The sequence below is a fragment of the Rhodococcus sp. KBW08 genome (assembly GCF_003852455.1).
Taxonomy (GTDB): Bacteria; Actinomycetota; Actinomycetes; order Mycobacteriales; family Mycobacteriaceae; genus Rhodococcus_F; species Rhodococcus_F baikonurensis.
Map to the genome: position 1 here is coordinate 21,885 of NZ_QAJJ01000028.1, position 22,855 is coordinate 44,739.

General features: G+C 62.7%; 24 protein-coding genes and 6 tRNA genes. 12 read left to right on the plus strand and 18 right to left on the minus strand.

Annotated features, from left to right (window positions below; genetic code table 11):
* Window positions 1-80: 80 nt before the first annotated feature.
* Together DBV08_RS29010 and DBV08_RS29015 are read left to right on the plus strand one after the other, a co-directional pair.
* Window positions 81-437, plus strand: a complete 357-nt coding sequence (locus tag DBV08_RS29010; protein WP_030536855.1) for a GntR family transcriptional regulator — start codon at window positions 81-83, stop codon at window positions 435-437.
* Window positions 434-1,354 carry a hypothetical protein gene (locus DBV08_RS29015; RefSeq protein ID WP_124569692.1) on the plus strand — a complete coding sequence of 307 codons (921 nt, stop codon included), beginning with the start codon at window positions 434-436 and terminating at the stop codon, window positions 1,352-1,354. The genes DBV08_RS29010 and DBV08_RS29015 overlap by 4 nt, the downstream gene beginning before the upstream one ends.
* A gap of 13 nt (window positions 1,355-1,367) precedes the next feature.
* Here DBV08_RS29015 and DBV08_RS29020 read toward each other — a convergent pair whose 3' ends face one another.
* On the minus strand, window positions 1,368-2,069 hold the full coding sequence (locus DBV08_RS29020) for a GAP family protein (protein ID WP_124569693.1): 702 nt from the start codon (window positions 2,067-2,069) through the stop codon (window positions 1,368-1,370).
* A 1-nt stretch (window position 2,070) separates the two neighbouring features.
* Entirely contained in the window at window positions 2,071-2,271 is a 201-nt protein-coding gene (locus tag DBV08_RS29025; RefSeq protein ID WP_003943331.1) for a hypothetical protein, read from the minus strand.
* Between the two features lie 111 nt (window positions 2,272-2,382).
* On the opposite strand from DBV08_RS29025, the gene DBV08_RS29030 reads away from it, so the two are divergent.
* Window positions 2,383-3,609: a sensor histidine kinase gene (locus tag DBV08_RS29030; protein WP_260395810.1), complete on the plus strand. Its 1,227-nt coding sequence runs from the start codon at window positions 2,383-2,385 to the stop codon at window positions 3,607-3,609.
* On the plus strand, window positions 3,564-4,241 hold the full coding sequence (locus tag DBV08_RS29035; RefSeq protein WP_124569695.1) for a response regulator transcription factor: 678 nt from the start codon (window positions 3,564-3,566) through the stop codon (window positions 4,239-4,241). Before DBV08_RS29030 ends, DBV08_RS29035 begins: the two co-directional genes overlap by 46 nt.
* 26 nt (window positions 4,242-4,267) lie before the next feature.
* On the opposite strand, the gene pdxT is transcribed toward DBV08_RS29035, so the two are convergent.
* Window positions 4,268-4,873 carry a pyridoxal 5'-phosphate synthase glutaminase subunit PdxT gene (gene pdxT / locus DBV08_RS29040; RefSeq protein WP_124569696.1) on the minus strand — a complete coding sequence of 202 codons (606 nt, stop codon included), beginning with the start codon at window positions 4,871-4,873 and terminating at the stop codon, window positions 4,268-4,270.
* A complete protein-coding gene (gene tesB, locus DBV08_RS29045) occupies window positions 4,873-5,742 on the minus strand; it encodes an acyl-CoA thioesterase II (RefSeq protein ID WP_007732935.1) in 870 nt (289 codons plus the stop codon). The genes pdxT and tesB overlap by 1 nt, the downstream gene beginning before the upstream one ends.
* Before the next feature lie 37 nt (window positions 5,743-5,779).
* Here tesB and DBV08_RS29050 point away from each other — a divergent pair, with 37 nt between their 5' ends.
* Complete coding sequence (locus DBV08_RS29050; protein WP_260395811.1) at window positions 5,780-6,445, plus strand: hypothetical protein; 666 nt, start codon at window positions 5,780-5,782, stop codon at window positions 6,443-6,445.
* Between the two features lie 36 nt (window positions 6,446-6,481).
* On the opposite strand, the gene DBV08_RS29055 is transcribed toward DBV08_RS29050, so the two are convergent.
* The 3 genes from DBV08_RS29055 to DBV08_RS29065 form a co-directional block, all read right to left on the minus strand.
* A complete protein-coding gene (locus tag DBV08_RS29055; protein ID WP_019748291.1) occupies window positions 6,482-7,303 on the minus strand; it encodes an acyl-CoA thioesterase II in 822 nt (273 codons plus the stop codon).
* A gap of 113 nt (window positions 7,304-7,416) precedes the next feature.
* Complete coding sequence (locus DBV08_RS29060; protein WP_124569697.1) at window positions 7,417-8,928, minus strand: HNH endonuclease signature motif containing protein; 1,512 nt, start codon at window positions 8,926-8,928, stop codon at window positions 7,417-7,419.
* Window positions 8,929-9,057: 129 nt separating this feature from the next.
* Window positions 9,058-9,480: an NUDIX domain-containing protein gene (locus DBV08_RS29065; protein WP_124569698.1), complete on the minus strand. Its 423-nt coding sequence runs from the start codon at window positions 9,478-9,480 to the stop codon at window positions 9,058-9,060.
* Between the two features lie 162 nt (window positions 9,481-9,642).
* On the opposite strand from DBV08_RS29065, the gene DBV08_RS29070 reads away from it, so the two are divergent.
* Window positions 9,643-10,119, plus strand: a complete 477-nt coding sequence (locus tag DBV08_RS29070; protein ID WP_124569699.1) for a RidA family protein — start codon at window positions 9,643-9,645, stop codon at window positions 10,117-10,119.
* A 102-nt stretch (window positions 10,120-10,221) separates the two neighbouring features.
* Here the strand turns inward: DBV08_RS29070 and pdxS are convergent, their stop codons facing one another.
* From pdxS to DBV08_RS29115, 9 genes are all read right to left on the minus strand, one after another.
* Window positions 10,222-11,130 carry a pyridoxal 5'-phosphate synthase lyase subunit PdxS gene (gene pdxS, locus DBV08_RS29075; RefSeq protein ID WP_124569700.1) on the minus strand — a complete coding sequence of 303 codons (909 nt, stop codon included), beginning with the start codon at window positions 11,128-11,130 and terminating at the stop codon, window positions 10,222-10,224.
* Window positions 11,131-11,301: 171 nt separating this feature from the next.
* A complete protein-coding gene (locus DBV08_RS29080; protein WP_042951805.1) occupies window positions 11,302-12,324 on the minus strand; it encodes an NUDIX domain-containing protein in 1,023 nt (340 codons plus the stop codon).
* Window positions 12,321-13,448 carry a glycosyltransferase family 4 protein gene (locus DBV08_RS29085; protein ID WP_095970498.1) on the minus strand — a complete coding sequence of 376 codons (1,128 nt, stop codon included), beginning with the start codon at window positions 13,446-13,448 and terminating at the stop codon, window positions 12,321-12,323. Before DBV08_RS29085 ends, DBV08_RS29080 begins: the two co-directional genes overlap by 4 nt.
* Entirely contained in the window at window positions 13,445-14,347 is a 903-nt protein-coding gene (locus DBV08_RS29090; protein ID WP_030536867.1) for a phosphatidylinositol mannoside acyltransferase, read from the minus strand. Before DBV08_RS29090 ends, DBV08_RS29085 begins: the two co-directional genes overlap by 4 nt.
* Entirely contained in the window at window positions 14,344-15,039 is a 696-nt protein-coding gene (pgsA, locus tag DBV08_RS29095) for a phosphatidylinositol phosphate synthase (protein WP_095970732.1), read from the minus strand. The genes DBV08_RS29090 and pgsA overlap by 4 nt, the downstream gene beginning before the upstream one ends.
* An 81-nt stretch (window positions 15,040-15,120) precedes the next feature.
* Entirely contained in the window at window positions 15,121-15,675 is a 555-nt protein-coding gene (locus DBV08_RS29100) for an HIT domain-containing protein (protein ID WP_095970499.1), read from the minus strand.
* A complete protein-coding gene (gene thrS / locus DBV08_RS29105) occupies window positions 15,672-17,729 on the minus strand; it encodes a threonine--tRNA ligase (protein WP_124569701.1) in 2,058 nt (685 codons plus the stop codon). The genes DBV08_RS29100 and thrS overlap by 4 nt, the downstream gene beginning before the upstream one ends.
* Window positions 17,730-17,860: 131 nt before the next feature.
* Complete coding sequence (locus DBV08_RS29110) at window positions 17,861-18,313, minus strand: TIGR02611 family protein (protein ID WP_185564970.1); 453 nt, start codon at window positions 18,311-18,313, stop codon at window positions 17,861-17,863.
* A 171-nt stretch (window positions 18,314-18,484) separates the two neighbouring features.
* Window positions 18,485-18,556, minus strand: a tRNA-Val gene (locus DBV08_RS29115).
* 293 nt (window positions 18,557-18,849) lie between these two features.
* Here DBV08_RS29115 and DBV08_RS29120 point away from each other — a divergent pair.
* The 5 genes from DBV08_RS29120 to DBV08_RS29140 all read left to right on the plus strand — a co-directional run bounded on the left by DBV08_RS29120 (window position 18,850) and on the right by DBV08_RS29140 (window position 19,353).
* Window positions 18,850-18,922, plus strand: a tRNA-Gly gene (locus DBV08_RS29120).
* A gap of 25 nt (window positions 18,923-18,947) precedes the next feature.
* A tRNA-Cys gene (locus tag DBV08_RS29125) sits at window positions 18,948-19,018 on the plus strand.
* A gap of 1 nt (window position 19,019) precedes the next feature.
* Window positions 19,020-19,094, plus strand: a tRNA-Val gene (locus DBV08_RS29130).
* Between the two features lie 92 nt (window positions 19,095-19,186).
* Window positions 19,187-19,262 (plus strand) — tRNA-Gly (locus tag DBV08_RS29135).
* A 16-nt stretch (window positions 19,263-19,278) separates the two neighbouring features.
* Window positions 19,279-19,353: transfer RNA gene (locus DBV08_RS29140), tRNA-Val, on the plus strand.
* Between the two features lie 148 nt (window positions 19,354-19,501).
* On the opposite strand, the gene DBV08_RS29145 is transcribed toward DBV08_RS29140, so the two are convergent.
* Both DBV08_RS29145 and DBV08_RS29150 read right to left on the minus strand, forming a co-directional pair.
* A complete protein-coding gene (locus tag DBV08_RS29145) occupies window positions 19,502-19,981 on the minus strand; it encodes an alpha-isopropylmalate synthase regulatory domain-containing protein (protein WP_124569703.1) in 480 nt (159 codons plus the stop codon).
* Between the two features lie 175 nt (window positions 19,982-20,156).
* Entirely contained in the window at window positions 20,157-21,542 is a 1,386-nt protein-coding gene (locus DBV08_RS29150) for a GH1 family beta-glucosidase (RefSeq protein ID WP_124569704.1), read from the minus strand.
* Window positions 21,543-21,658: 116 nt separating this feature from the next.
* On the opposite strand from DBV08_RS29150, the gene DBV08_RS29155 reads away from it, so the two are divergent.
* Window positions 21,659-22,855 (plus strand): MFS transporter, encoded by a 1,197-nt coding sequence (locus DBV08_RS29155; RefSeq protein WP_124569705.1) that lies wholly within the window; start codon window positions 21,659-21,661, stop codon window positions 22,853-22,855.

Genomic DNA, 22,855 nt, shown 5'->3' on the forward strand with positions numbered 1-22,855 from the left:
TTACCCGTCCCACGTCACAACTCGCTGCATCCCCCGACACGAATTAGTCAAACCTCGCATTGTTTGCATAGAATGCAAACATGTTGGTCCGAATAGATCACGCCTCCACAACTCCACTCGCGGAGCAGATTGCAGCCGGGGTTCGTGGCTCGGTCATCCGCGGTGAGATCGGTCCAGGTGACCGCCTGCCGTCCGCTCGCGCCCTTGCCGAGTCGATCGACGTCAATCTCCACACGGTTCTTCGTGCGTACGCAACACTGCGCGACGAAGGCCTGCTCGATCTCCGACGCGGACGTGGCGCCGTCATTCGCGCCGAATTCGACTCGGGAAGAACAGCTCTCAACGAATCTGCGCGCGAGTTCGTACGGCAAGCGCGAAATCTCGGACTCGACACCGCGCACATGCTCGACCTCATCAAGGAGACCAGCACACAATGACGACCAGCAATATCCGACTCTGGACAGCAGCTTCGCTGACTCTGATCCCGACCCTGATCCTGGTTCTCGCACACTTCGCGTGGGGTGACCGCCTACCCGAAACCGTCGCGAGCCATTGGTCCGGATCGAACCCGGACGGGTTCAGCACCACGACGACCTTTTTCTCCATCGCGCTGGCGATATCACTGGTGGCAGTCGTTATCGCGTGTGTTGTCGCGGCCCGTTCGAGTGACAACGCCCCCCTGTTTCTCGCCGTCACCTCGATCTCGAGTGCAACGCTGGCGACGATCTGGATTCTGAGCGTTGCCCTGACTATCGATGCCGGAACGCCGGAAGACGCACGTATCGGCTGGTGGATTCTTGCGCCGATCGCGGCGGTACTCGTGGGAGTTCTGGCATACGCGCTGCCTGACCAGCAACGAAACGGCCCGAAGTCGCCCCTGCCGACTCCGACGCTCGACACTCCGCTGACGTCCTCCGAACGTGCAGTGTGGGTCGGGCAGGTCCGCAGCGTCTGGCCGTGGATCGCTACCGCCGGCCTCGTAGTTCTCGTCATCGCGACTGCCGCGTACTCGGATTGGTGGGTTGCCGTGATCCTGGGTGTATCCACCCTCGCCGTCACAGCATTCGCGTCGGTCACCGTGCGCGTCGACCGTCACGGTGTCGGCATCAGTTCCTGGGGCGTTCGATGGAAGAAGATCCCCATTTCGAAGGTGAAGTCCGCGTCGGTCGACGCGATACGTCCAGCCGAATGGGGTGGATGGGGTTACCGGATCACACCTCGTGGAACAGCCGTCACGCTCCGCTCGGGTGAGGCCATCGTGGTCACTCTCGAGAACGGACGACTGTTCGCCGTGACCGTCGATCACCCGGAAGACGGTGTGAAACTGATCAATTCGCTGGTTCAGGCTGGTTGATTCACGAACGACGTCAATTCACGAACAACACGGCAGCGGCATTGCCGGCGAGGTAGAAGCCGGCAATGCCGAACACCCAACCCATTGCGCTGTCGCCGTGGTGAGAGATGAACGAATCCACTCGGCGCAGCGGCTTGTCGAGGCGGTGGCCGGCCACGACCCGCCCGAACAGAAGAAGAACCGCTGGCGCGGCCATGATCAGACAGTAACCGGCAAGTATCGACGCAGACGTGACTGCGGACAACCCAGCAGCGGTGATCATCGCGATTGCCGCCAAGTAAGGCAGCATCGTCACCAATTCGGCGGTTCCGGCAGCAATCGCCAGAAGTACAACACTTCTCGCGGAACTCGCCGAGCCCAGCACCCGCTCTCGCCAAACATGAGTTCGATCGGCCTGACCGGATGTGCGCCTCTTCTCGGAATCGAATCGAAAGCTCCACGCGAACAACGTGATACCGAGAATCAACTGCACACCGCGGGCTGCGGGGGTTTCGAGCAGCGGGGCGACGACAGGCATGCCTGCCCGTGCCGTCGTCCAGACTGCCACCCCGACAACAAAATAGAACGTCGTGATGACCACCAGATAGATCAGCAGCCTGCGAACGTGCGGTCGTCCCGGCATCAACAACATCCAGACCGGGACGACCAACGTTCCGATGCTCGTACTGTCCAGCAGGGCGAGTCCACCCAGGGTCGCGAGTAGGACGAGTTCCACGTCAGTCGTTTCGTCGCTCGGGTATCGCCGTCTCCCTCGTTCGGACTGCATTCACGATGTCGAAAGCACCGATGATCGCGAGAATCACGCCGAGTGGCCCGCCGCGAAACCAGAAGAACTCGGCGTCACGCGCGAACAGCCACAGGCAGCCACCACCGACGACCAAGAGAATGCCGATCATCAACTCGAATCGAATTTTCATGCCTCCAGCGTGTCTTCACTCTCGAATCCGCACATCAGTCATCGGAACAACACCGACCTCATCATTTGGTATGACAAGTCGAGCGCCCCGATGTGCTCTGATAAGTCTGTGGTGACCAGAAGTCGGAGTGTCGGCAAGTGGAACGGTCCGCTCATCGCCTTCGGCTTGTTCGCGATCGGGGCGCTCCTCTACCTCGTCGGCTTGTACGAAATGTGGACCGATGTCGGAGCTGTCGCCGACGTCCCCGTCGGAGTCCGGATCGGGATGCTGGCTCTGCTGTGTGCAATCGACTCGTTCCGGCGGGTGCGCCCGGCCACGGCCCTGGCGGCGGGGACCGTCATCGTCGCGGTCGACGCCGCCCTTGGCCCCACGCTGCCGATGTGGCTGGTTCTCTCGGATCTCACCTACGCCGCAGTTCTGTACGGGACGGCTCGGCTGGGCCGCGTGGTGTGTTCTCTGACCGCGGTGACGGTTGCCGCACTCGCCGCCCTCGTTTACCTGTCCACCCAGGACGTCCGCGCTGCAGCCGGAGCAGGCGTCGTGACCGCTCTGTTCTTCGGTACGCCGGTGTGGTGGGCACTGGTCATCCGTCGACAGGTCGAACTGACCGAGGCCGAACGTGAGCGTTCCCGAGTCCACGAAGCACTCGCCGTTCTGGACCGCGAGGCCGCGGTCGCTCACGAACGCGCGACCATGGCGCGCGATCTGCACGACGTGATCGCGAGCCACCTCTCCGCCATCGCAATCCACTCGGAGGCCGCACTCTCCACCGCAGCCCTCTCCGCTGAACGGGGCGAACCCGACGCTGAACGACAAACTGGCTTGCGGGAGATGATCGGGGCGATCAGATCGAGCAGTCTCGCGGGCCTTTCCGAGATGCGGTCGATGATCGAACTGCTCCACGCCGGGGACGACGAGACCCCGGACCCGCGTTCCTCTCCCCCGAGGCTGACCGAGTTGCCCGTCGTCCTGGACGCAGTTCGGGCAGCCGGCGCAGCCGTGCACGTTGCGATCGACATCGATGCTGCCGACCTGCCGAGCGTCGTCGATCACACGGCGTATCGGATCACCCAGGAGGCGTTGACCAATGCACTCAAGCATGCGCCTGGAGCGCCGATCTCGATGTCGATCTCTCTCCAGCACAATGTATTACAGATCGAGATCCGAAACCCCGTCGGTCGCGGCACATCCAATCCGCGGGTAGGAACGCACGGACTTGCAAACATGCGTCACCGCGCCGAGCTGCTGGGCGGTTCACTCGACGCACTTCCGGTCGACGGAGAATGGACGGTATGCGCGCAGCTACCAGTCCCCGCACCGAGCGGAACGGATCGGTGATCACCGTCGCTCTGGTCGACGACCACGCCGCGATCCGTTCCGGCCTGTCGCTGATCCTGCGGCAGCACGACGACATCGATGTCGTCGCGGAGGCCGGTGACGGAGCGTCGGCGATCACCGTCACTCGCACGCACCAACCCGACGTCGTGCTGATGGACATCCGGATGCCGGGCACCGACGGCATCGAAGCGACACGTCAGATCGTCGGCACTACCCGAAGCCACGTACTGGTGTTGACCACCTTCGATCTCGACGAATACGTCTTCGCGGCCCTGCGCGCTGGTGCGTCGGGATTCCTGCTCAAGACTGCGACCGCGGACGAGCTGACCAGCGCTATCCGAAATGTCGCAGCCGGAGATGCAGTGCTCGCTCCTCGCGCGGCGCGTGCACTGATCGGCGAGTTCGTCCAGCGTGCACCCAAACCCACCGAACCGATGGGATTGAGCGAGCTCACCGACCGTGAACGTGAGGTGCTCGCGCTGCTGGGGACCGGTCTGTCGAATGCCGAACTGTCGCGGGAACTCGGTGTCGGTGCTCCGACGGTGAAGTCGCATGTGTCGCGAGTTCTGTCGAAGTTGCACCTCACCTCACGCGTCCAGGCGGCGATCCTTGCCCGCGAACTGGAGCTGTAGGTTCGGCCGAGGCTGAGTGTGCGTCGTTATCCGCGCACCAGATCGACGAACATCTCGTGCACCCGACGGTCACCGGTCACCTCGGGATGGAATGACGTGGCGATCACCGAGCCCTGCCGAACCGCGACGATCCGGCCCGCGGCCTCCCCCGCAGCGGCGGGAACCTGCGCAAGGACCTGAACGCCCGGACCGACTCGCTCCACCCACGGGGCGCGGATGAAGACGGCGCGGATGGGATCACCGATGATGCCCTCGAACTCCAGGTCGGACTCGAAAGAATCGACCTGCCTGCCGAAAGCGTTGCGGCGCACCGTCATGTCGATGGCGCCGAGATGTTCGGCGTCCGGCCGGGTGTCGAGTACCTCGCTGGCGAGCAGAATCATGCCGGCACACGAACCGTAGGCCGGCAGCCCGCCGCGGAGTCGCTCACGAAGCGGTTCCAACAGTTCGAACACCTGCAGAAGCCGGCTCATGGTGGTGGATTCGCCACCCGGAATCACGATTCCGTCTACCTTGTCCAACTCCTTCGGCCGACGGACACCCACGGCATCGGCACCCGAATCATCAAGTGCGGCAAGGTGCTCGCGAACATCACCCTGGAGAGCGAGTACACCGATCAAAGGACGCGTCATCACACAGTTCCTGTCTTGTTCTCACGGCTGTTCTTGCTCTCATGGCTGTCGGGTTCGCGTTCCAGACGCGTCAAACCCTCCTGAACCACCGCTGCCACCATGTTGCCATCGCGATCGTAGATACGCCCCTGAGTGAGCGCGCGACCGAAACCTGCCGACGGTGACGTCTGGTCGTAGAGCAACCACTCGTCCGCCCGGAACGGACGCAGGAACCACATCGCATGATCGAGCGAAGCAGTCTGCGTCTTCACGCCCCGGTGCGGGACTTTCGAAGTTCCGAGCAGGGTCATGTCACTGAGGTACGCAAGCGTGCAGATGTGCAGCAGCGGACGATCCGGCAGAGCCTCGCGGTAGCGCATCCACACGCGTTGTTGCGCGGCGAGATCCGGCGCTGACGCGCTCTGCTCAGCGGGCACAATTCTGATGTCCCAGTTCTTCCACTCCTGGTAGAACTGCGATTCAGCCAATTTGGGAACAGTCTGGGCGTCCGGCAAGTCCTCCGGCGCCGGGACGGAGGGCATCCGATCCTGGTGCTCGATACCTTCGTCGTCGACGTGGAACGAGGCCGACATCGTGAAGATCGTCTTGCCGTCCTGGACTGCGTTCACCCGGCGGGTGCAGAACGAGCGTCCGTCGCGGATGCGGTCCACCAGGTAGACCGTCGGAATCTTGGGGTTGCCCGGACGCAGGAAGTATCCGTGCAACGAGTGCACGTGGTAGCTCTCGTCAACGGTGCTCACGGCAGAAACCAACGACTGCCCGGCAACCTGCCCGCCGAACGTCCGCTGAAGGGCGGTGGGATGGACTGCACCACGGAAGATGTCCTTCTCCAGGTGTTCGAGCGCGAGGATCTCCTCGATACCAACCATGAGTCCTCCGAAAACATAGACCGCCACACTGGGCGCGATGACGGTTCACAATATCGCCTCGGCGAGCGGGCACGGCACCATGGTGGGCGTGAGTACATTCATCCCGTCCACTCCCCTCGCCCTGGCCGAGCAGATTGCAAGGCTGAGCGGATCCCTTCCGTCGGTGGCGCTAGTAGCGATCGACGGACCTGATTGTGCGCAGCCGTCTCGGCTCGCGGAACTGGTCAGCGCCGCCGTCGAGTCCCACAACAGACCGAGTGCTGTTGTGTCACTGCACGACTACGTGCGACCGGCCTCGCTGCGATACGAGTTCGGCCACGAGGATGGGTTGAGTTACCGCACCATCTGGTTCGACTATCCGGCACTCGATCGCGAAGTGATCACCGCGGCCCGCACCAAACGAACGCTGTTGCCGAAACTCTGGGACGAACCCACCGATCGATCGGCTCGCTCGATCCGGGTCCCCGTCCATGAGCGCGCGGTCATCGTGATCGCCGGTCCGATGTTGCTCGGGCGTGGGCTGGAGTTCGACGTCAGCGTCCGCCTGGACATGAGCGAGGCTGCCATGCGGCGGCACACGCCGGAGGCGGATCTGTGGACCGTCGACGCACTTCTCGAACACCGATCAGAGGTGTCCGAGGAGGTCGATTTCGAGGTCAGGTACGACCATCCGGCTCGGCCTGCGGTGCGGTCTCGCCCCTGAAGGGTCTCACTGCGATGGGCCTCACTTCAGGCGACGTCACTTCGGCCGATAGAGCCTGGTCAGGCCTTCCTGGACGACTGCAGCAACCATATTTCCTCGGCTGTCGAAGATTCGTCCCTGCGTCAGTGCGCGACCGAAGCCCGCTGACGGCGACGTCTGGTCGTACAACAGCCACTCGTCGGCCCGGAACGGACGCAGGAACCACATGGCGTGATCGAGCGACGCGCTTTGCATGGCGACGTCCATGTGAGGGCCGCGGGAAGATCCGAGCAGCGTCATGTCGCTCATGTACGCAAGCGTGCACACGTGAAATACCGGGTCGTCCGGGAGAGCCTCGCGGGAACGGAACCATACTTGCTGCTGCGCGGCAGCGCCCGGACGTTTGTTGATGTCGGCCTTCGGCACCATTCGCAGGTCCCAGTCGGACCACTCGCGCGCCAACCACGCAGTTTCGGGGTCTTCCGAATCCTGGGCGATGGCCAAGGTCTCGGGGTCGGGGACCGGTGGCATCTCGTCCTGGTGCTCGATGCCTTCGTCCTGGACGTGGAAGGACGCCGACATCGTGAAAATGGCTTGTCCGTCTTGGATTCCGGTGACGAGTCGGGTCGCGAACGATCGACCGTCTCGAACTCGATCCACCAGAAAGACCGTCGGTTCCATCGGATTGCCCGGACGCAGGAAGTACCCGTGCAGCGAATGTACCGAGTAGGCCGGATCGACCGTGCGTACCGCCGATACCAATGCCTGGCCGGCGACCTGGCCACCGAAAGTGCGGGTCAGGGTGGTCTCCGCGATGATTCCTCGAAAGATGTCCCGCTCGAGGCGTTCCAACTCCAGAATTTCTTCGATCCTCGCCATCGATGCTCCACATCTTCCCGTGTACCGACGTCTACCGACCTTCACACAATGCCTGACGCACCCCCGGCCACCAAAGTGGGCATCCAAAATCAAGGAGTCACACGCCGACCTACTCAGAATGGGGGTGGATCCTCTCCGCCGTCGAAGGTCCTCCTCCGGGCCTTCGTCTTCATTCGCAGATGCATTCGTAACCGCTGCCGCCGGCGTTCACCTTTGACGCGCGCAGCCTTGTTTTCCAGACGTGTGCGCCGACGCCGACCGCCCTCGGGCGGTACTGGCTCGAGCATTCCCGCCAGCAGACCTGACGGCCTCGTTCGGTAGCAATGCCCGGTCGGCGAGGTCAGCATGGCGCTGCGGTCCGGGTTCGAGGTGTGCATCCACTGACCGGAATGCTTGAGGCGGTGATGGTTTCGACAGTAAGCGTTCATATTCGACGCCACGGTCTTTCCACCACGAGTGGGATCGCGATGATCAAAAGGTTCAGTGTGATCGAGATCTGAATTCCATGCCGCGACATCGCAGTGCAACCACTGGCAGCTTCCTGCGATCACCCGCAACCAGGTGTCGAGGACAGCGCCCGGGCGGTACACGAACGCCGAAGGGGTTACGGGCGAAGGTGCTTGCTCGCTCGCACCGGCAGACTCACGCTCCGCGTCGGCTGGAACCTTCACCTTCCGAATCACCGCACCCCCGGCGATGTCACGCGCATGCTCCGCACTGATCACTCCGTACCCGTCGAGGTGAGCGGGTTCGTCTGCGCCTGGTGCTTCACCACCTTGAAGCGCGGACTCAAGCACGACCACATGAACCAACGGCCGACGCACCACAACAATCCCGCTTCGATCTTGTGGGCAGTCGGCCCGGCCGCAATCACACGGCAGAATCGTCGACCCTGCTACCAATGCCCCCAATGCGTCGGCTCGTCGCTGCTCGTACTTACGGGAATCATGTCGACACACCGACAGTGCCAACTCCCGCAACCGACCGTCGAAAGCCCGTGCGTTCTCCGCCGGAATACTCCCCAAGATCCGGGCCATTCCGTCCTCGGCAGCGCTCACACCCACGAACCGATCGGCCAGGGCGCGGCGTCGACGTTCCCTCATTCCCTCGGGATCCACCACGGCGACGATCCGGTCGATAGCCGCTGTCAATCGGCGACCGGTCAGGCCCGTACCGCCGGGAATCGGTGGGGCCGAAATCTTCTCGAGGAGTTGCCGTTCCACCTCGTCGATCACATCGTCGGCGACGTTGGCCGTTGCGGAGTCGATCAAGCCCACTCGATAGAGATCGAGTTCTCCACGCGCCATAGCGGCACGCGTGCGATGGAGGCGAGTCTTGAGAGAAAAGCCGAGACCGATCAACTTTCCCGCCGCGGCACGACCCATGGTCAACGCCGCGCCGAGCTCTGCCTCAGCCAGTTCGTGAGCGGTGGACGACCACGCGCCGGCATCGGAGTGGTCAGCGCTGCGACGCTCGAAGAACTCGGCAATGGCGGCGAGTTTCCGTTCCACGAGCATCGATTCACGCGCATGCAGGTCGGCGATGAGATCGATGAGGGCGCAGTCGGATTCGGCACCGGGCAGCTGCGCTGCGGTACCTGAACTTCCTACTCCGTCATCGAACATTCCTCAACCATATTCGAAACTCTGTTCGAATCTCTATGGTTTCCGGAAATCAGTCCGAAGAATCCCGATTGACCGAAAATTGTTGCGGAGCAACATGTGCAGCCACTCTTGTTTCGGCAACGGATTCCACTACTGAATCAGGGCGTCGATAATGCGGGCGACTCCGGCCGGGTAGATGGGGCGGTCGGACCCACCTGTCAGTACCCAGTGGACTGGACTACCTTCGTCGAGGACTCGGAGTTGTACGTCGAGCGGAATCGCATCGATGTCAGCCGAGTCGACTGCAAAGACATGGACAATCTCATGCCCAAGTCGCCCCTCGAACTCGAAGATGTTCTCGACGACCTCGAGCAACTCGACGCTCCCCAACGTGACGCCGAGTTCCTCCGCGAACTCGCGTCGCAGCGCCGCCTCGGCCGTCTCACCGAACTCGATACCGCCACCGATCAATCGATGGAAGTTCTCCCCCGTGACAGAGTCCGTGCCGTCGAGCATGAGTACGTGACCGGAACGGACAGGTAGCCCCAGCGAGATGTTGCGAATTGACGACATACAACAAAGCATAGGTGGCCGAATCGAACACCATTTTGAATCCGACGACAGCGAGTATCACCAAAAGTGATGGGGTGCGCGCAAATACGACTTGGACTCGCAGACACCGCCGATGACAGACTCGAACACCATTCCCGGACAAAAGACCCCATTGAGGAACCGATGAACGACGCAAGTACCTGGACCGCACGACTCGCCGCGCTCGACCTGACCCTCCCGCCGGTCGCCGCCCCCGCAGGTTCTTATCTCCCTGCCGTTCAGACGGGGTCATACGTTTACACGTCGGGGCAATTGCCTCTCGTCGACGGCACCACGACGTGCATCGGCAAGTTGGGCGAAGGCGTCTCCGTCGAAGACGCAGCCCAGGCGGCGCGGTTGTGCACTCTGAACGGACTCGCAGCCGTCGATGCATTGGTCGGGCTCGACCGCATCGTTCGCGTCGTCAAAGTCGTTGGATTTGTCGCTTCGGGATCAGGATTCTCGCAGCAGCCCCAGGTGATCAACGGCGCATCCGACCTGTTGGCCGAGATCTTCGGTACGGCCGGACAACATGCCCGCTCTGCGATCGGTGTGGCCGAACTCCCCCGAAACAGTGCCGTCGAGGTCGAATTCGTGTTCGAGGTATCGGCCAGCATCTGACCCGGTCTGCCATACGCCGAAGGGGCGACGGTTGCCAATGCAACCGCCGCCCCTTCGTCTGTGAAGACCTTCAGGCGTTGAGCCCGGTCATCGAGCCTGGTGTCACCAGCCGCGCTCTGCGAGGCGATGCCCGACGGGCAGGTCGTCGACGTTGATGCCGACCATTGCCTCACCGAGTCCGCGTGAGACCTTGGCGAGCACGTCCGGGTCGTCGTAGAACGTGGTGGCCTTGACGATGGCCTCGGCGCGCTGCTTCGGGTTGCCGGACTTGAAGATGCCCGATCCGACGAACACGCCTTCGGCGCCGAGCTGCATCATCATCGCAGCATCTGCCGGGGTGGCGATGCCGCCGGCGGTGAACATGGTGACAGGCAGCTTGCCGGCCTTGGCGACCTCGACGACCAGTTCGTACGGGGCCTGCAGTTCCTTGGCGGCCACGTACAGTTCGTCCTCGCTGAGCGAGGTCAACCGGCGGATCTCGCCGCGGATAGTGCGCATATGGGTGGTGGCGTTGGAGACGTCGCCGGTGCCGGCTTCACCCTTCGAGCGGATCATGGCCGCGCCTTCGTTGATGCGACGCAGTGCTTCGCCGAGGTTGGTGGCGCCACAGACGAAGGGAGCGGTGAACTTCCACTTGTCGATATGGTTGGCGTAGTCGGCCGGGGTCAGGACCTCGGACTCGTCGATGTAGTCCACGCCGAGGCTCTGCAGGATCTGCGCTTCGACGAAGTGACCGATGCGTGCCTTCGCCATGACGGGGATGCTGACGGTGGAGATGATGCTGTCGATCATGTCCGGGTCGCTCATGCGCGAGACGCCGCCCTGCGCGCGAATGTCCGCGGGGACCCGCTCGAGTGCCATGACGGCGACGGCGCCTGCGTCTTCGGCGATCTTGGCCTGCTCAGCGGTGACCACATCCATGATCACACCGCCCTTGAGCATTTCAGCCATGCCGCGCTTGACGCGTGCGGTGCCGACGGCGGTGGTGGGGGCAGAGTCGGGGGTGCTCACAGCAAACTCCTGCAGTAGTGGCGTGACAAAAGAAACGAGGCACGGCGAACACACGAGTTCGTTCGCTCGGAGGCCTCTGGCCAGAACTCTAGGACTAACCGGCCTTCGATTCCGTATCCAATTTGGCATTGCTGGCCTTAAACGGCCGCGACCGCTGAACGGCCGACCGGTTCAACGGATGGAACGCACTTCCGGATCCTCGGAACCGTCCGCGATCGTCGCCGCCTCCACAAGGAGGTTTGCCAGATCCAACGGGTAGACGGGCTCACCGGACTTGGCCAGTCGGCGGATCTCGTCGGCGCTGCACCAGCGATGGCCGGTGATCGCGCGCTGCTCCAATTCCGTGTGGCCTTGGAACACCGGCTCGAAGCCATGAGTGCGTGTGGCGAAGAACAGCTCTTCCGAACGGATCAGCTCACCGTCGAACGGGAAGATCGCCACGCGACGCCAGAGCGGACCTCGCAGGTTCTCCGGCGCTACCTTGAACCCCGTTTCCTCCTCGATCTCACGAACCGCGGCCGCTCGCAGATGTTCGCCGCGTTCGAGCCCGCCACCGACGGTGAACCAGAAGTAAGTGTTCGGGATCTTGGGATCGTGGCCGCGCAACAGCAGCACCCGATCCTCCTCGTCCAGCATCACCACCCGGGCGGAGGTCCGCGACGTGTCGACGGTGATGCCCTCGGGCACCGCCGCCGCGGTCGTGCGCTCCGATATCTCGAAGTACTGAGGCAGCGGTGCCGTTCCCCCGAGGTGGAGCCAGCGAACAAGTCGACGCGTACGCAACGCGAGAGTGTCTCGCACCGCGTCGTTGTGGAACCGCCGAGCGATCAGCACCCTCGCCTCTGCATCGGCCAACTCGGCCACCAGTTGAGGTCGCAGCGACGTCGTGCCATAGGCGGCAAGAGCGTTGGAGAGCCTGTTTTCGGCCAGTTCGCGATCCTGACGATCCGCTCGTTCGGCAGCGTCCGCCAAGGTGACGAATCTGCGAGCGTCGTCGGCGCTCATGTCCACCGCCGCAGCGCGGACAACCGCGGCACGACGAGACAGTGCCGCATCGAGCGCCAGCCACGACTGATCCGAACGCACATGCAGTCGATCGAGTCGGTTCGCCGTCCCGTACGCCCACAGTCCGACGACCAGGACGACGGCAGCGACGAGCCCGAGAATGAAGATCGTCAGAGCGGAGAAGGTCATGAACCCACCACGCGTACGCCGGTGCCGCCAACCGTGACGGTCTCGTAGACACGCAGGATCTGTTCGGCCACCACCGGCCAGTCGTATTCGGCAACAACACTTGTCGCGGTGTTGACGAGCGCGCGTCGTCGATCCGGGTCACCGAGAACGGAATCGATTGCCTCGGCCAAGGCATCGGAGTTCCCGATGGGGACCAGCAAGCCTGCCTGACCGTCGCGAAGAACACGGCGGAAAGCGTCCAACTCACTCGCCACGACGGCAGTGCCCGCCGCCATGGCCTCGACCAGCACGATCCCGAAGCTCTCACCGCCGAGATTGGGCGCGCAGTAGACGTCCGCACTGCGAAGCGCCGACGCTTTCTCCTCATCGCTGACCTGCCCGAGCAGGCGGAGATGCTTGAAGTATTTGCCCGCCTCTTTGCGGAGTTTTTCCTCGTCGCCGCGTCCGACGACGATCACTTCGAGATCCGGATGACGCTCGACCAACTCCGGCAGCGCACCGAGGAGGACAGCCATCCCCTTCCGCGGTTCGTCGTAGCGACCGAGGAACAGAATGGTTCCACCTTCGCGCGGGTAACCGGGCAACATGTCGGCCTCGGCAAACGCTGAGACGTCGACGCCGTTGGGAATTTCGACCGCGTCGGATCCGAGGGACTCGACCTGCCAACGACGCGCCAACTCCGAGACTGCGATCCGGCCGCTGATCTTCTCGAGATACGGAGCCAAGACACCCTGAAAAGTGCTCAGCACCAAGGACTTCGTGGTCGACGTGTGGAAGGTGGCGACGATCGGGCCTTCCGCGATACGCAACGCGAGCATGGACAGACTCGGCGCATTGGGTTCGTGGATATGCAGAACGTCGAAGTCACCTTCCGCGATGAACTTGCGGAGGCGGGCGTTCGCCGTCGGGCCGAAGGACAACCGCGCAACAGAACCGTTGTAGGGAATCGCGACGGCTTTACCGGCGGAAACCACAAAATCCGGCAACTCGTCGTCGTCGGACGACGGCGCCAGCACACTCACTTTGTGGCCGCGTTCGATCAGCACCTCGGCCAGATCCACCACGTGCGCCTGCACGCCGCCGGGGACGTCGAAGGAGTACGGGCAGATCATGCCGATTTTCATTCACCCTCCATGCGGGCGAGCCGCGATTCGGAGAGGTCCGAGCGCCACAGAGGTTGAAGCATGTGCCAGTCAGCGGGGTGCGCTGCGATGTTGACCGCGAAACGGTCGGCGAGTGCCTGTGTGGCCGGGCCGACGCCGCCGGAAACGTCGATCGGTGGGTCGATCTTGAAACCCCATCCGTCGGGAGTGAACCAGCAGTGAACCGGTAGCAGCGGCGCGCCGGTGTCGATCGCGAGCTTCGCCGGGCCGGCGGGCATGCGAGTCGGTTCTCCGAAGAACGTGACCGGTACACCCTTCTTCGCCAGATCGCGCTCCCCCAACAGGCACACGATCTTGTTCTCTCGCAGGTGCTTGGAGAGTTCGACGAACGGAGGATGCTCCCCGCCGCTGAGCGGGAAGATCTCGAAGCCGAGACTCTCGCGATAGTCGACGAACCGTTCGTAGAGGGATTCGGGCTTGAGCCGCTCGGCAACGGAGGTCAACCCACCCCATTGCTGAACACACCACACCCCGGCCATGTCCCAGTTGCCACTGTGCGGCAACGCCAGCACTGCGCCATGACCTGCCGCCATCGCTTTTTCCAGATGTTCCTGGCCTTCGACCAGTGCATGCAGCGCTTTACCGGTGGCGACCAGGTCCATCGACGGAAGTCGGAACGCCTCACGCCAGTACCGGGCGTACGAGCGCATCGAATCCTTGATCAACTGATCCGGAACTTGCTCCGGTGTCGTGCCCAGAACTCTCGCGAGGTTCTTCCTGAGTTGTTCGGGACCGCCCTTGCGTACCGCGAAATCCGCTCCGGCGTCGAACAGCTTGACCGCCACCGATTCCGGCAGGCTTCGCACCAGACGCCAACCCGCGGCGTATCCCAGATCGGTTGCACGCTCGGCAAAGCTCATTTCTCTGCCTCGCCGTCCGTTTTAGGCTCGCCATGGGTGTTCGGCGCGCCTTCGACCGTTGATGCGGCCGGGGCGATCGGCAGAAGTTCCCGGGCGCCAGGGGAATTGCGCACCGCGAGCACTCGCTGGAAGACCGTCACGATGCTTCCGGCGGCAAGTACCCACATCGCGATGTGGATCGCCCACGGTAGACCCATACCCGTCAGGCCAGATCCGACCAGCACGATGATCAGTCGGTCCGGGCGCTCGATCCACCCGCCGTCCGCAGTCAGCCCGCTCGCCTCCGCGCGCGCCTTCGCGTACGAGATGACCTGCGAGGTGACGAGGCAGATGAGCGTCGCGACGAGCAACCACTTGCTGTTCTCGTGGTAGACCGCCCACCAGGCGAGGCCGGCAAAAATCGCGCCGTCGGCCACGCGGTCGCAGGTCGCGTCCAGTACCGCCCCGTACCGCGTTCCGCCGCCGCGAGCGCGAGCCATTGCGCCGTCGAGCATGTCGAACATGACGAAGAACCAGATGAACATGGTTCCCCAGAACAGATGTCCGGACGGAAACAGCGTCACCGCACCGGCGACGCTTGCCACCGTGCCGATCACTGTCACCGAGTCCGGCGTCAGACCGGTCTTGACCAGCGCCTTCCCCATAGGTGCCGTCACCTTGGACACCGATGCGCGCCCGAAGAAGCTCAACACCGCAGGAACCCTCCCCGTCGTGAGTTCCGGTTCGGAACTCGTTGCAGCAATGCATCCTGCCATGAAGCCGGATGCGCCAACCTATTGTTGCCAGGCACCGGCGAGTAGTCCCCTGGTCTCCCGCAGCAATTGCGGCATCACCTTGACCCCACCGAGCACGGTGATGAAGTTGGCGTCGCCGCCCCAACGTGGCACTACGTGTTGGTGAAGGTGCTCGGACAGCGAACCGCCCGCAGCCGCACCGAGATTCAGGCCCACGTTGAATCCGTGAGGATTCGACACGCTCTTGATCACCCGCAACGCCTGCTGGGTGAACGCCATCAACTCGGCGCTCTCCTCCGGCGTCAGGTCTTCGAGCGCCGCGACCTTGCGGTACGGAACCACCATCAGGTGCCCCGGGTTGTACGGGTACAGGTTCAGAACCGCATAAACATGCTCACCGCGGGCAACGATGAGCCCTTCTTCGTCCGACATCTTCGGAATGTCGATGAACGGTTCACCCGTCGTACCCGGGGTGTTGGGCGCCTCGGTGATGTACGACATCCGATGCGGCGACCAGATGCGCTGCAGATGGTCAGGATCGCCGACACCGTGGTCGATCAGCGAACCTGGACCCTCGTCACCGGGGGCGCTCACTGCGCCACACTTGGCTGCACCAGTTCGGCTGTCGGCGAGGCGTTCTCGCGGCGGCCGATCCACTCGGTGATGATCCGGACGGCGTCGTCGACGGGAATTCCGTTGATCTGCGTGCCGTCGCGGAAACGGAAGCTGACCGCGCCGGCCTCCACGTCACGCTCGCCCGCGAGGAGCATGAAGGGAACCTTCTGCGTGGTGTGGTTACGGATCTTCTTCTGCATACGGTCGTCGCTGAAGTCGACTTCGGCACGCACACCGGCTGCCTTGAGCTTCTTCGTGACGTCGAACAGGTGATCGGCGAACGCCTCGGCCACCGGAATTCCGACGACCTGCACCGGTGCCAGCCACGCTGGGAAGGCTCCGGCGTAGTGCTCGGTCAGCACACCGAAGAACCGTTCGATCGAGCCGAACAGCGCGCGGTGGATCATGACCGGACGAGTCTTGACGCCGTCGCTGCCGGTGTACTCGAGTGCGAACCGTTCCGGCAGGTTGAAGTCGAGCTGGATGGTCGACATCTGCCAGGTGCGGCCGAGGGCGTCCTTGACCTGAACGGAGATCTTGGGACCGTAGAACGCGGCTCCGCCCGGATCCGGAACCAGTGTCAGGCCCGAAGCTTCGCCGACCTCGGCGAGCGTTGCGGTCGCCTCTTCCCAGACGTCGTCGCTACCGACGAACTTGTCCGGGTTCTTGGTGGACAGCTCGAGGTAGAAGTCGTCGAGGCCGTAGTCCTTGAGCAGGTTCAGCACGAACTGCAGCGTGGTGGTCAGCTCGTCGCGCATCTGCTCACGGGTGCAGTAGATGTGAGCGTCGTCCTGAGTCATGCCACGCACACGGGTCAGTCCGTGGATGACGCCGGACTTCTCGTAGCGGTAGACCGAGCCGAACTCGAAGAGCCGCAACGGCAATTCACGGTACGAACGTCCGCGAGCACGGAAGATCAGGTTGTGCATCGGGCAGTTCATCGGCTTGAGGTAGTAGTCCTGGCCCGGCTTGCGCACGGTGCCGTCCTCGTTGAGCTCCTCGTCGACGTGCATCGCCGGGAACATGCCGTCGCGGTACCAGTCGAGGTGACCGGAGACCTCGTACAGATGCCCCTTGGTGATGTGCGGAGTGTTGACGAACTCGTAACCCGCCTCGATGTGGCGGCTGCGCGAGTAGTTCTCCATCTCCGTGCGGATGATGCCGCCCTTGGGATGGAACACCGGCAGACCCGAACCGAGCTCGTCGGGGAAGCTGAAGAGGTCCAGTTCCGTACCGAGCTTGCGGTGATCACGACGCTCTGCCTCGGCAAGCAGTTCGAGGTACTCGTCCTGAGCCTCGGTGGACTCCCACGCGGTGCCGTAGACACGCTGCAGATCGGCGTTGTCCTGGTTGCCACGCCAGTAGGCGGCGGAGCTTCGGGTCAACTTGAAGGCCGGGATGTGCTTGGTGGTCGGGATATGCGGGCCGCGGCACAGATCGGACCAGATCTTGTCGCCGGTACGAGGATCGAGATTGTCGTAGATGGTCAGCTCGTTGCCACCCACCTCCATGATCTCGGGATCGTCGATACCGGACTTGTCGTCGATGAGTTCGAGCTTGAAAGGTTCGTCGGCCAACTCGACCCGAGCGTCCTCGATCGAATCGACCACTCGACGCGAGAAACGCTGCGATCCCTTGATGATCTGCTTCATACGCTTTTCGAGCTTGGCCAGATCCTCCGGAGTGAACGGACGATCCACCGCGAAGTCGTAGTAGAAGCCGTCCTTGATCGGCGGACCGATCCCGAGCTTCGCGTCGGGGAATTCTTTCTGGACCGCCTGCGCGAGGACATGGGCCGCGGAGTGCCGGATGACGCTGCGTCCGTCTTCGGTGGAAGCCGCCACCGGCTCGACGTCGACATCGGCCTCAGGTGTCCACGACAGATCCTTGAGCGTTCCCTCGCCATCCCGGACAACGACGATCACGTCGGGCCCCTTCGTGGGGTATCCGGCTTCACGCACTGCAGTCCCGGCGGTCGTCCCCGCGGGCACCCGGAGTGGGGCGGCTGAGTGCTCTGGCGCGGGACTGGTCACGGCGATGTGCTCCTAAGGTATTGCGACAAGTAAGACAGGCGTCGTACCCACTGCGAGCACGCGCACGATCATGTTATCGGCCCTACCGACATGTCGAGACAACCGAGTGAAGGAAACCGGCCTCGTTCAGCTCACAGTGGCGATTCGAGCCACGAGTAGTCCAGGCCCACCCATGTCCCGATCAGGCCGAAGGTGCCGAGCACCCACAAAGTCGCCAGGACGATCACTGTGGTGAACAGAACGCCCAATCCTTTGACGAACAGCGACTGCTTGCCGAACCATTCCATGAACCGGTCGTATCGAGCCTTCGCGAAATGAAGGAGTCGATGTGCCCACGCGAACTCCGACGCCAGGATGCCGAGGCCGGCGAAGACGATGAGCCAACCGGGCCCCGGGTACGGAATAGCCACGATGCCTGCGGCGAACACGATCGCGCCCACGACTCCGACGCCGATGCGGTACGCAAGATTGAGTGTGGGCCGCGCGGCGATTCCAGCACGCCACCGCTCCCAGCGGGACTCTGCCTCTTGAAAGACGGACAGGTCTGAATCGTCGACGGAAGAATCGACCTTTTCGGTACTCAAGTCAGTCACCTTTTCGGTCGCGAAATGTCTCTTCGACCAGGCTACCGAAATCGTCGCCCGGCGACCTGCGACGACGGTCTGCATGCCGAAACAACCGCGCCCTCGAACAGCTGTGCTCTCAAACGACTGAAGGCGTCCCCGATGATCGGGAACGCCTTCAGTGCTTTTCTGTGGTCCCGGCTGGGATCGAACCAGCGACCTTCCGCGTGTGAAGCGGACGCTCTCCCACTGAGCCACGGGACCGTAAGTCATCCGAACGCATGCGCTCGAACGAGTTGGAACATTAACACGGCTGCGCGGCGAATACGAATCACCAGGTTGGCATTCGTTTTGCCCGAGGCGACCCCGAAATCCACGAATTCGAGCCGATTTCAGGCCGTATTCATCGCCAAGTCGGACTGTTGCAACGCCCGCGACGGGTCGATTCGACGTCGAACACGCCACTGAGCTGGTGATTTGTGTGTATCCGACACGGTCGGCTAATGTTTCCAACGCACCGAGGAGAGCGAGCAGCTCCCCAAGCAACACGGTGCGATGCGGACGTGGCGCAGCTGGTAGCGCACAACCTTGCCAAGGTTGGGGTCGCGGGTTCGAATCCCGTCGTCCGCTCGAGAGGTGTGACTCAACCTTTTACGGTGGAGTGGCCGAGTGGTGAGGCAACGGCCTGCAAAGCCGTGCACACGGGTTCGATTCCCGTCTCCACCTCGCGCGATTAGCTCAGCGGGAGAGCGCTTCCCTGACACGGAAGAGGTCACTGGTTCAATCCCAGTATCGCGCACCACGTCAGGCCCTCGGGCCTGATGGTCAAGACCTGCTTGCAGGTCTGATAAGTTGGAAAAGTACTGAGTTCCGGTAACGGAGTTCATTGCTCATGCGGACGTGGCGCAGCTGGTAGCGCACAACCTTGCCAAGGTTGGGGTCGCGGGTTCGAATCCCGTCGTCCGCTCCATTTTTCTCCTGAACCCGCGCGATTAGCTCAGCGGGAGAGCGCTTCCCTGACACGGAAGAGGTCACTGGTTCAATCCCAGTATCGCGCACCATTTGAGAATGCAAGAAGCCGGAACCTCAGGGTTCCGGCTTTTTGCGTTCGAGCGCCAAACATACTGGGCCGCAGTACTGACGCAGGGCCCCTCGGGCGCTCCGCGTCAGTACCGCGGTTGATGTCGCTGATCAGATCGTTGTCACTGCTCAGTGAGAGAAGCGGTTCGCTGCCGAAGTCATCGCGCGCAGCGAGGACTCCGTCGACGACTCCGCAATACCCATCGCCCAGCTCCGACGACCGTCGCACTCGGCGAAGATGAACGTCGCCGTGCGGTGGCCGATCTGGTGCTGATGGAAAGACAGGATCTCGAGCGAGATTCCCGCGTCGTGCAGCATGGACGTCATGGCCGAGATCGCGCCGGTCGAGGTGGCGGACGCCTTCTGGATGCGCTTCCCCAGCCCGAGTGTCGCTTCGAAGGTCCAACGACCCGGCGCAATCTTCTCGGAGGACCACGCACCCAGACGGATCGGGCCGCTCATAGCCGCATACGTGGACTCGAACTCTGTCCACGACATCGCTGAGCATTCGGCACGCAGGCCGGCGGGCAGGGATTTTCCGTGACGCGCCGCGAAGGGATCAGCAGCGGTAGAAGAAGAATCAGAAGCGAAAGCCAAGTTGTAAGTCATGATCGTGGTCTTCCTGGAATGAAGTGGAGGACCAACTGGTAGCAAGACGACCCGCAGCGAGGGGTCGGTCCGATTCAGACCCCGCTACGGCGGCTTACTACGAGAATTCGCTTCATGAGAGACGAGGCTAGGCGGCCTGGTTCCATAAAGCAACCCAGACCGCCTCCGCTGCAGGTCAGACCTGAGCCGCTTTGTGCTCGGCGATCAGAGCGCGATACCACTCGAACGAGGCCTTCGGTGTGCGCTTCTGGGTGTCGAAATCGACGTGTACCAGGCCGAAACGCTCCTTGTATCCCGCAGCCCATTCGAAATTGTCGAGAAGCGACCACACGAAATAGCCGCGTACATCGACACCGTCGTCGATGGCCGATCGGAGGGCGCGAAGGTGCGCATCGTGGTAGTCGATTCGTGCTTCGTCCTCGACAACTCCTGCGGCATCCGGAGCATCGTGGAACGAACACCCGCTTTCCGTGATGTAGATCGGCGGCAGTGCGTCACCGAAGCGTGCTTGGAACGTCCGCAATATCTCACCTAGTCCCTCAGGAACGATCGGCCAACCGAAATCTGTTGTGGGATAACCGGTAATCGCGACGGGGGCAAAGGGCAGGCCCGGCGGCAGGTCGACTTCGAGCACACCTTCGGTCCCCTGGCCTTCCACCGGAGCGGCAATCATCGTCGGCTCGTAGTAGTTGATCCCGTACCAGTCGAGCGGCGCCCCGATGATCTTCAAGTCCTCGTCGACCGGACCGCTGAGCAGCTGAGCGAATTCGTCGGCGGGGTATTTCCCGACCAGAACCGGGTCGGCGAACATCCAATTGACGACGTGGTCGTAGATGTCGGCAGCCATCACGTCTTCCGGGGAATCCGAAGCGGCCCGCACCGGCGCATGGTTCGAGGCGATTCCGATGTTCGTACATCCGGTTGCCCGAAGCGCTTCGACAGCGAGGCCGTGCCCGAGCAGTTGGTGATGTGCGGCTTGGAAAGCCTCGAACCCCAGAGCAAGTCCGGGGGCGTGAACTCCCAAGGCATGTCCGTAGAGCGTGTGCACCACCGGTTCGTTGAGCGGCATCCACATTCCGACTCGATCGGACAGTCGCTCACCGACTACCTGCGCGTACTCCCCCAGTCGATACGAGGTGTCGCGGTTCATCCAGCCGCCCTGCTCCTGCAATGCGAGGGGCAGATCCCAGTGAAAAAGCGTCACAGCGGGGGTAATTCCCACCGCACACAGTCGATCGACGAGTCGGTCGTAGAAGTCGAGCCCTTTCGCATTCACTGCCCCCGATCCGGTGGGCAGAATTCGCGACCACGACAGGGACAGCCGATAAGCGTCGAGCCCGAGCTGTTCCATCAGGTCGATGTCCGATTCCCAGCGGTGATAGTGATCGGCAGCGACCGTCCCGGTGTCGCCCCCGACGACAACACCGGGACGGCCACAGAACTCGTCCCAGATCGACGGCCCGCGACCGTCTTCGGCCACAGCTCCTTCGATTTGATAGGCCGCAGTTGCGGTTCCCCAGACGAAAGAAGACGGAAATTCTGGTGTCGGCTGCCGAGTCATGTCGGTCAGTTAATCAAAGAACCGTGCAAAACACGCAGGTTTGTTGGACACTCGACCAGTATCAAGATCCAGTACCGTTCGGCCTACCCGAACGAACGAGACAAAGGCCCTGCTTGATGACGGATAACACCCGCACCCTGACGAGGGCCCGGATCGCCACTTCGGTGGCCTTCGGACTTCAAGGATTCCTGCTCGCCGCCATACTGACGCAGCTTCCGCAGTACAAGGACTTGTTCGAGCTGAGCGAGACACTGGTTGTGGTTGCGGTTGTCACCGTGTCCGTCATCGCCGGGCTCGGCAGCGTGCTCGCCGAGATGCTGGCCGTACGGACGTCGAGCAAGATGACTCTGCGAACCGGACTCGCCGTCATCGCAGTCTTCGGCGGGGCAACCGGAATTGCGCCAAACGCGGCGATGTTTTTCGTCTTCCTGGCGATCTACGGCATCGGACTCGGCATGGTCGACGCGGCCGCCAACATGCAGGCGGTCTCGATCCAACACGCCAAGGGCCGCTTCATCCTCTCCTCCTTCCATGCTTCCTGGAGCGTCGGAGCGATTGTCGGCGCTCTCTTCATCTCTGCTACCGCAGGCCTCGACGTCTCGATCCGCGTGACGCAGGTGATCGCGGGAGTTGTTGTCGGACTGATGCTTCTGGCCTTCGGTCCGCAACTGCTCGATCGCTCCGAGTCTCCGGTTGCCGATGCAAACATCACGAGCACCGCGAAATTCACCGTCCCCACCCGCGCCTTCATCCTCCTCGGCGTCGCGATGGCCCTGTTCTACGCGGTCGACTTCAGCGTCGGAAACTGGTCGACGCTCTACGTCAAGGACGAACTGCTCGCCGACGCCGGGACGGCTGCACTCTCCGTAGCGGCGTACCAAATCGCGGCACTGATCGCACGACTGACCGGCGACTACTGGGTCGGCAAGTTCGGTGAGACCACCGTCGTGCGGATCGGCTCTCTCATCGGCGTGTTCGGCATGACGATCGTTGTCCTCGCACAATCTCCCGCCGTTGCCATCGCCGGCTTCCTGATCGTCGGCCTCGGCGTACCGGTAATCGCCCCGATCTGCTTCAGCGCCGCCGGGCGAATGGCGCCCCCGGATCAGGTCGATGCGGTTATCGCACGCATCAACCTCTTCAACTACGTCGGCACAGTGGTCGGCGGCGGCATCGTCGGCGCGGTCGCTGCCTTCAGTGACCTTCGAATCGGGTTCCTGATTCCGCTGGCGTTCTGCGCGATCTTGATAGTTCTTGCTCCCGCGTTCGCTCCGAAACGAGCCACGACGCCAGTCACCGAGAACGCCGCTTGA

Bases quoted from the DNA above. Each gene is read 5' to 3' on its own strand.
- DBV08_RS29090 (WP_030536867.1), bottom strand. From the start codon at position 14,347: ATGAGCTTTGCCGAGCGTGCAACCGATCTGGGATACGCCGCGGGTTGG.
- tesB (WP_007732935.1), bottom strand. From the start codon at position 5,742: ATGGTTGGTATCGAGGAGATCCTCGCGCTCGAACACCTGGAGAAGGAC.
- DBV08_RS29010 (WP_030536855.1), top strand. From the start codon at position 81: ATGTTGGTCCGAATAGATCACGCCTCCACAACTCCACTCGCGGAGCAG.
- DBV08_RS29055 (WP_019748291.1), bottom strand. From the start codon at position 7,303: ATGGCGAGGATCGAAGAAATTCTGGAGTTGGAACGCCTCGAGCGGGAC.
- DBV08_RS29085 (WP_095970498.1), bottom strand. From the start codon at position 13,448: ATGAAAATCGGCATGATCTGCCCGTACTCCTTCGACGTCCCCGGCGGC.
- DBV08_RS29035 (WP_124569695.1), top strand. From the start codon at position 3,564: ATGCGCGCAGCTACCAGTCCCCGCACCGAGCGGAACGGATCGGTGATC.
- DBV08_RS29070 (WP_124569699.1), top strand. From the start codon at position 9,643: ATGAACGACGCAAGTACCTGGACCGCACGACTCGCCGCGCTCGACCTG.
- DBV08_RS29150 (WP_124569704.1), bottom strand. From the start codon at position 21,542: ATGACTCGGCAGCCGACACCAGAATTTCCGTCTTCTTTCGTCTGGGGA.
- DBV08_RS29015 (WP_124569692.1), top strand. From the start codon at position 434: ATGACGACCAGCAATATCCGACTCTGGACAGCAGCTTCGCTGACTCTG.
- DBV08_RS29155 (WP_124569705.1), top strand. From the start codon at position 21,659: ATGACGGATAACACCCGCACCCTGACGAGGGCCCGGATCGCCACTTCG.
- DBV08_RS29025 (WP_003943331.1), bottom strand. From the start codon at position 2,271: ATGAAAATTCGATTCGAGTTGATGATCGGCATTCTCTTGGTCGTCGGT.
- DBV08_RS29080 (WP_042951805.1), bottom strand. From the start codon at position 12,324: ATGACCTTCTCCGCTCTGACGATCTTCATTCTCGGGCTCGTCGCTGCC.
- DBV08_RS29050 (WP_260395811.1), top strand. From the start codon at position 5,780: ATGACGGTTCACAATATCGCCTCGGCGAGCGGGCACGGCACCATGGTG.
- DBV08_RS29065 (WP_124569698.1), bottom strand. From the start codon at position 9,480: ATGTCGTCAATTCGCAACATCTCGCTGGGGCTACCTGTCCGTTCCGGT.
- DBV08_RS29145 (WP_124569703.1), bottom strand. From the start codon at position 19,981: ATGACTTACAACTTGGCTTTCGCTTCTGATTCTTCTTCTACCGCTGCT.
- DBV08_RS29060 (WP_124569697.1), bottom strand. From the start codon at position 8,928: ATGTTCGATGACGGAGTAGGAAGTTCAGGTACCGCAGCGCAGCTGCCC.
- pdxT (WP_124569696.1), bottom strand. From the start codon at position 4,873: ATGACGCGTCCTTTGATCGGTGTACTCGCTCTCCAGGGTGATGTTCGC.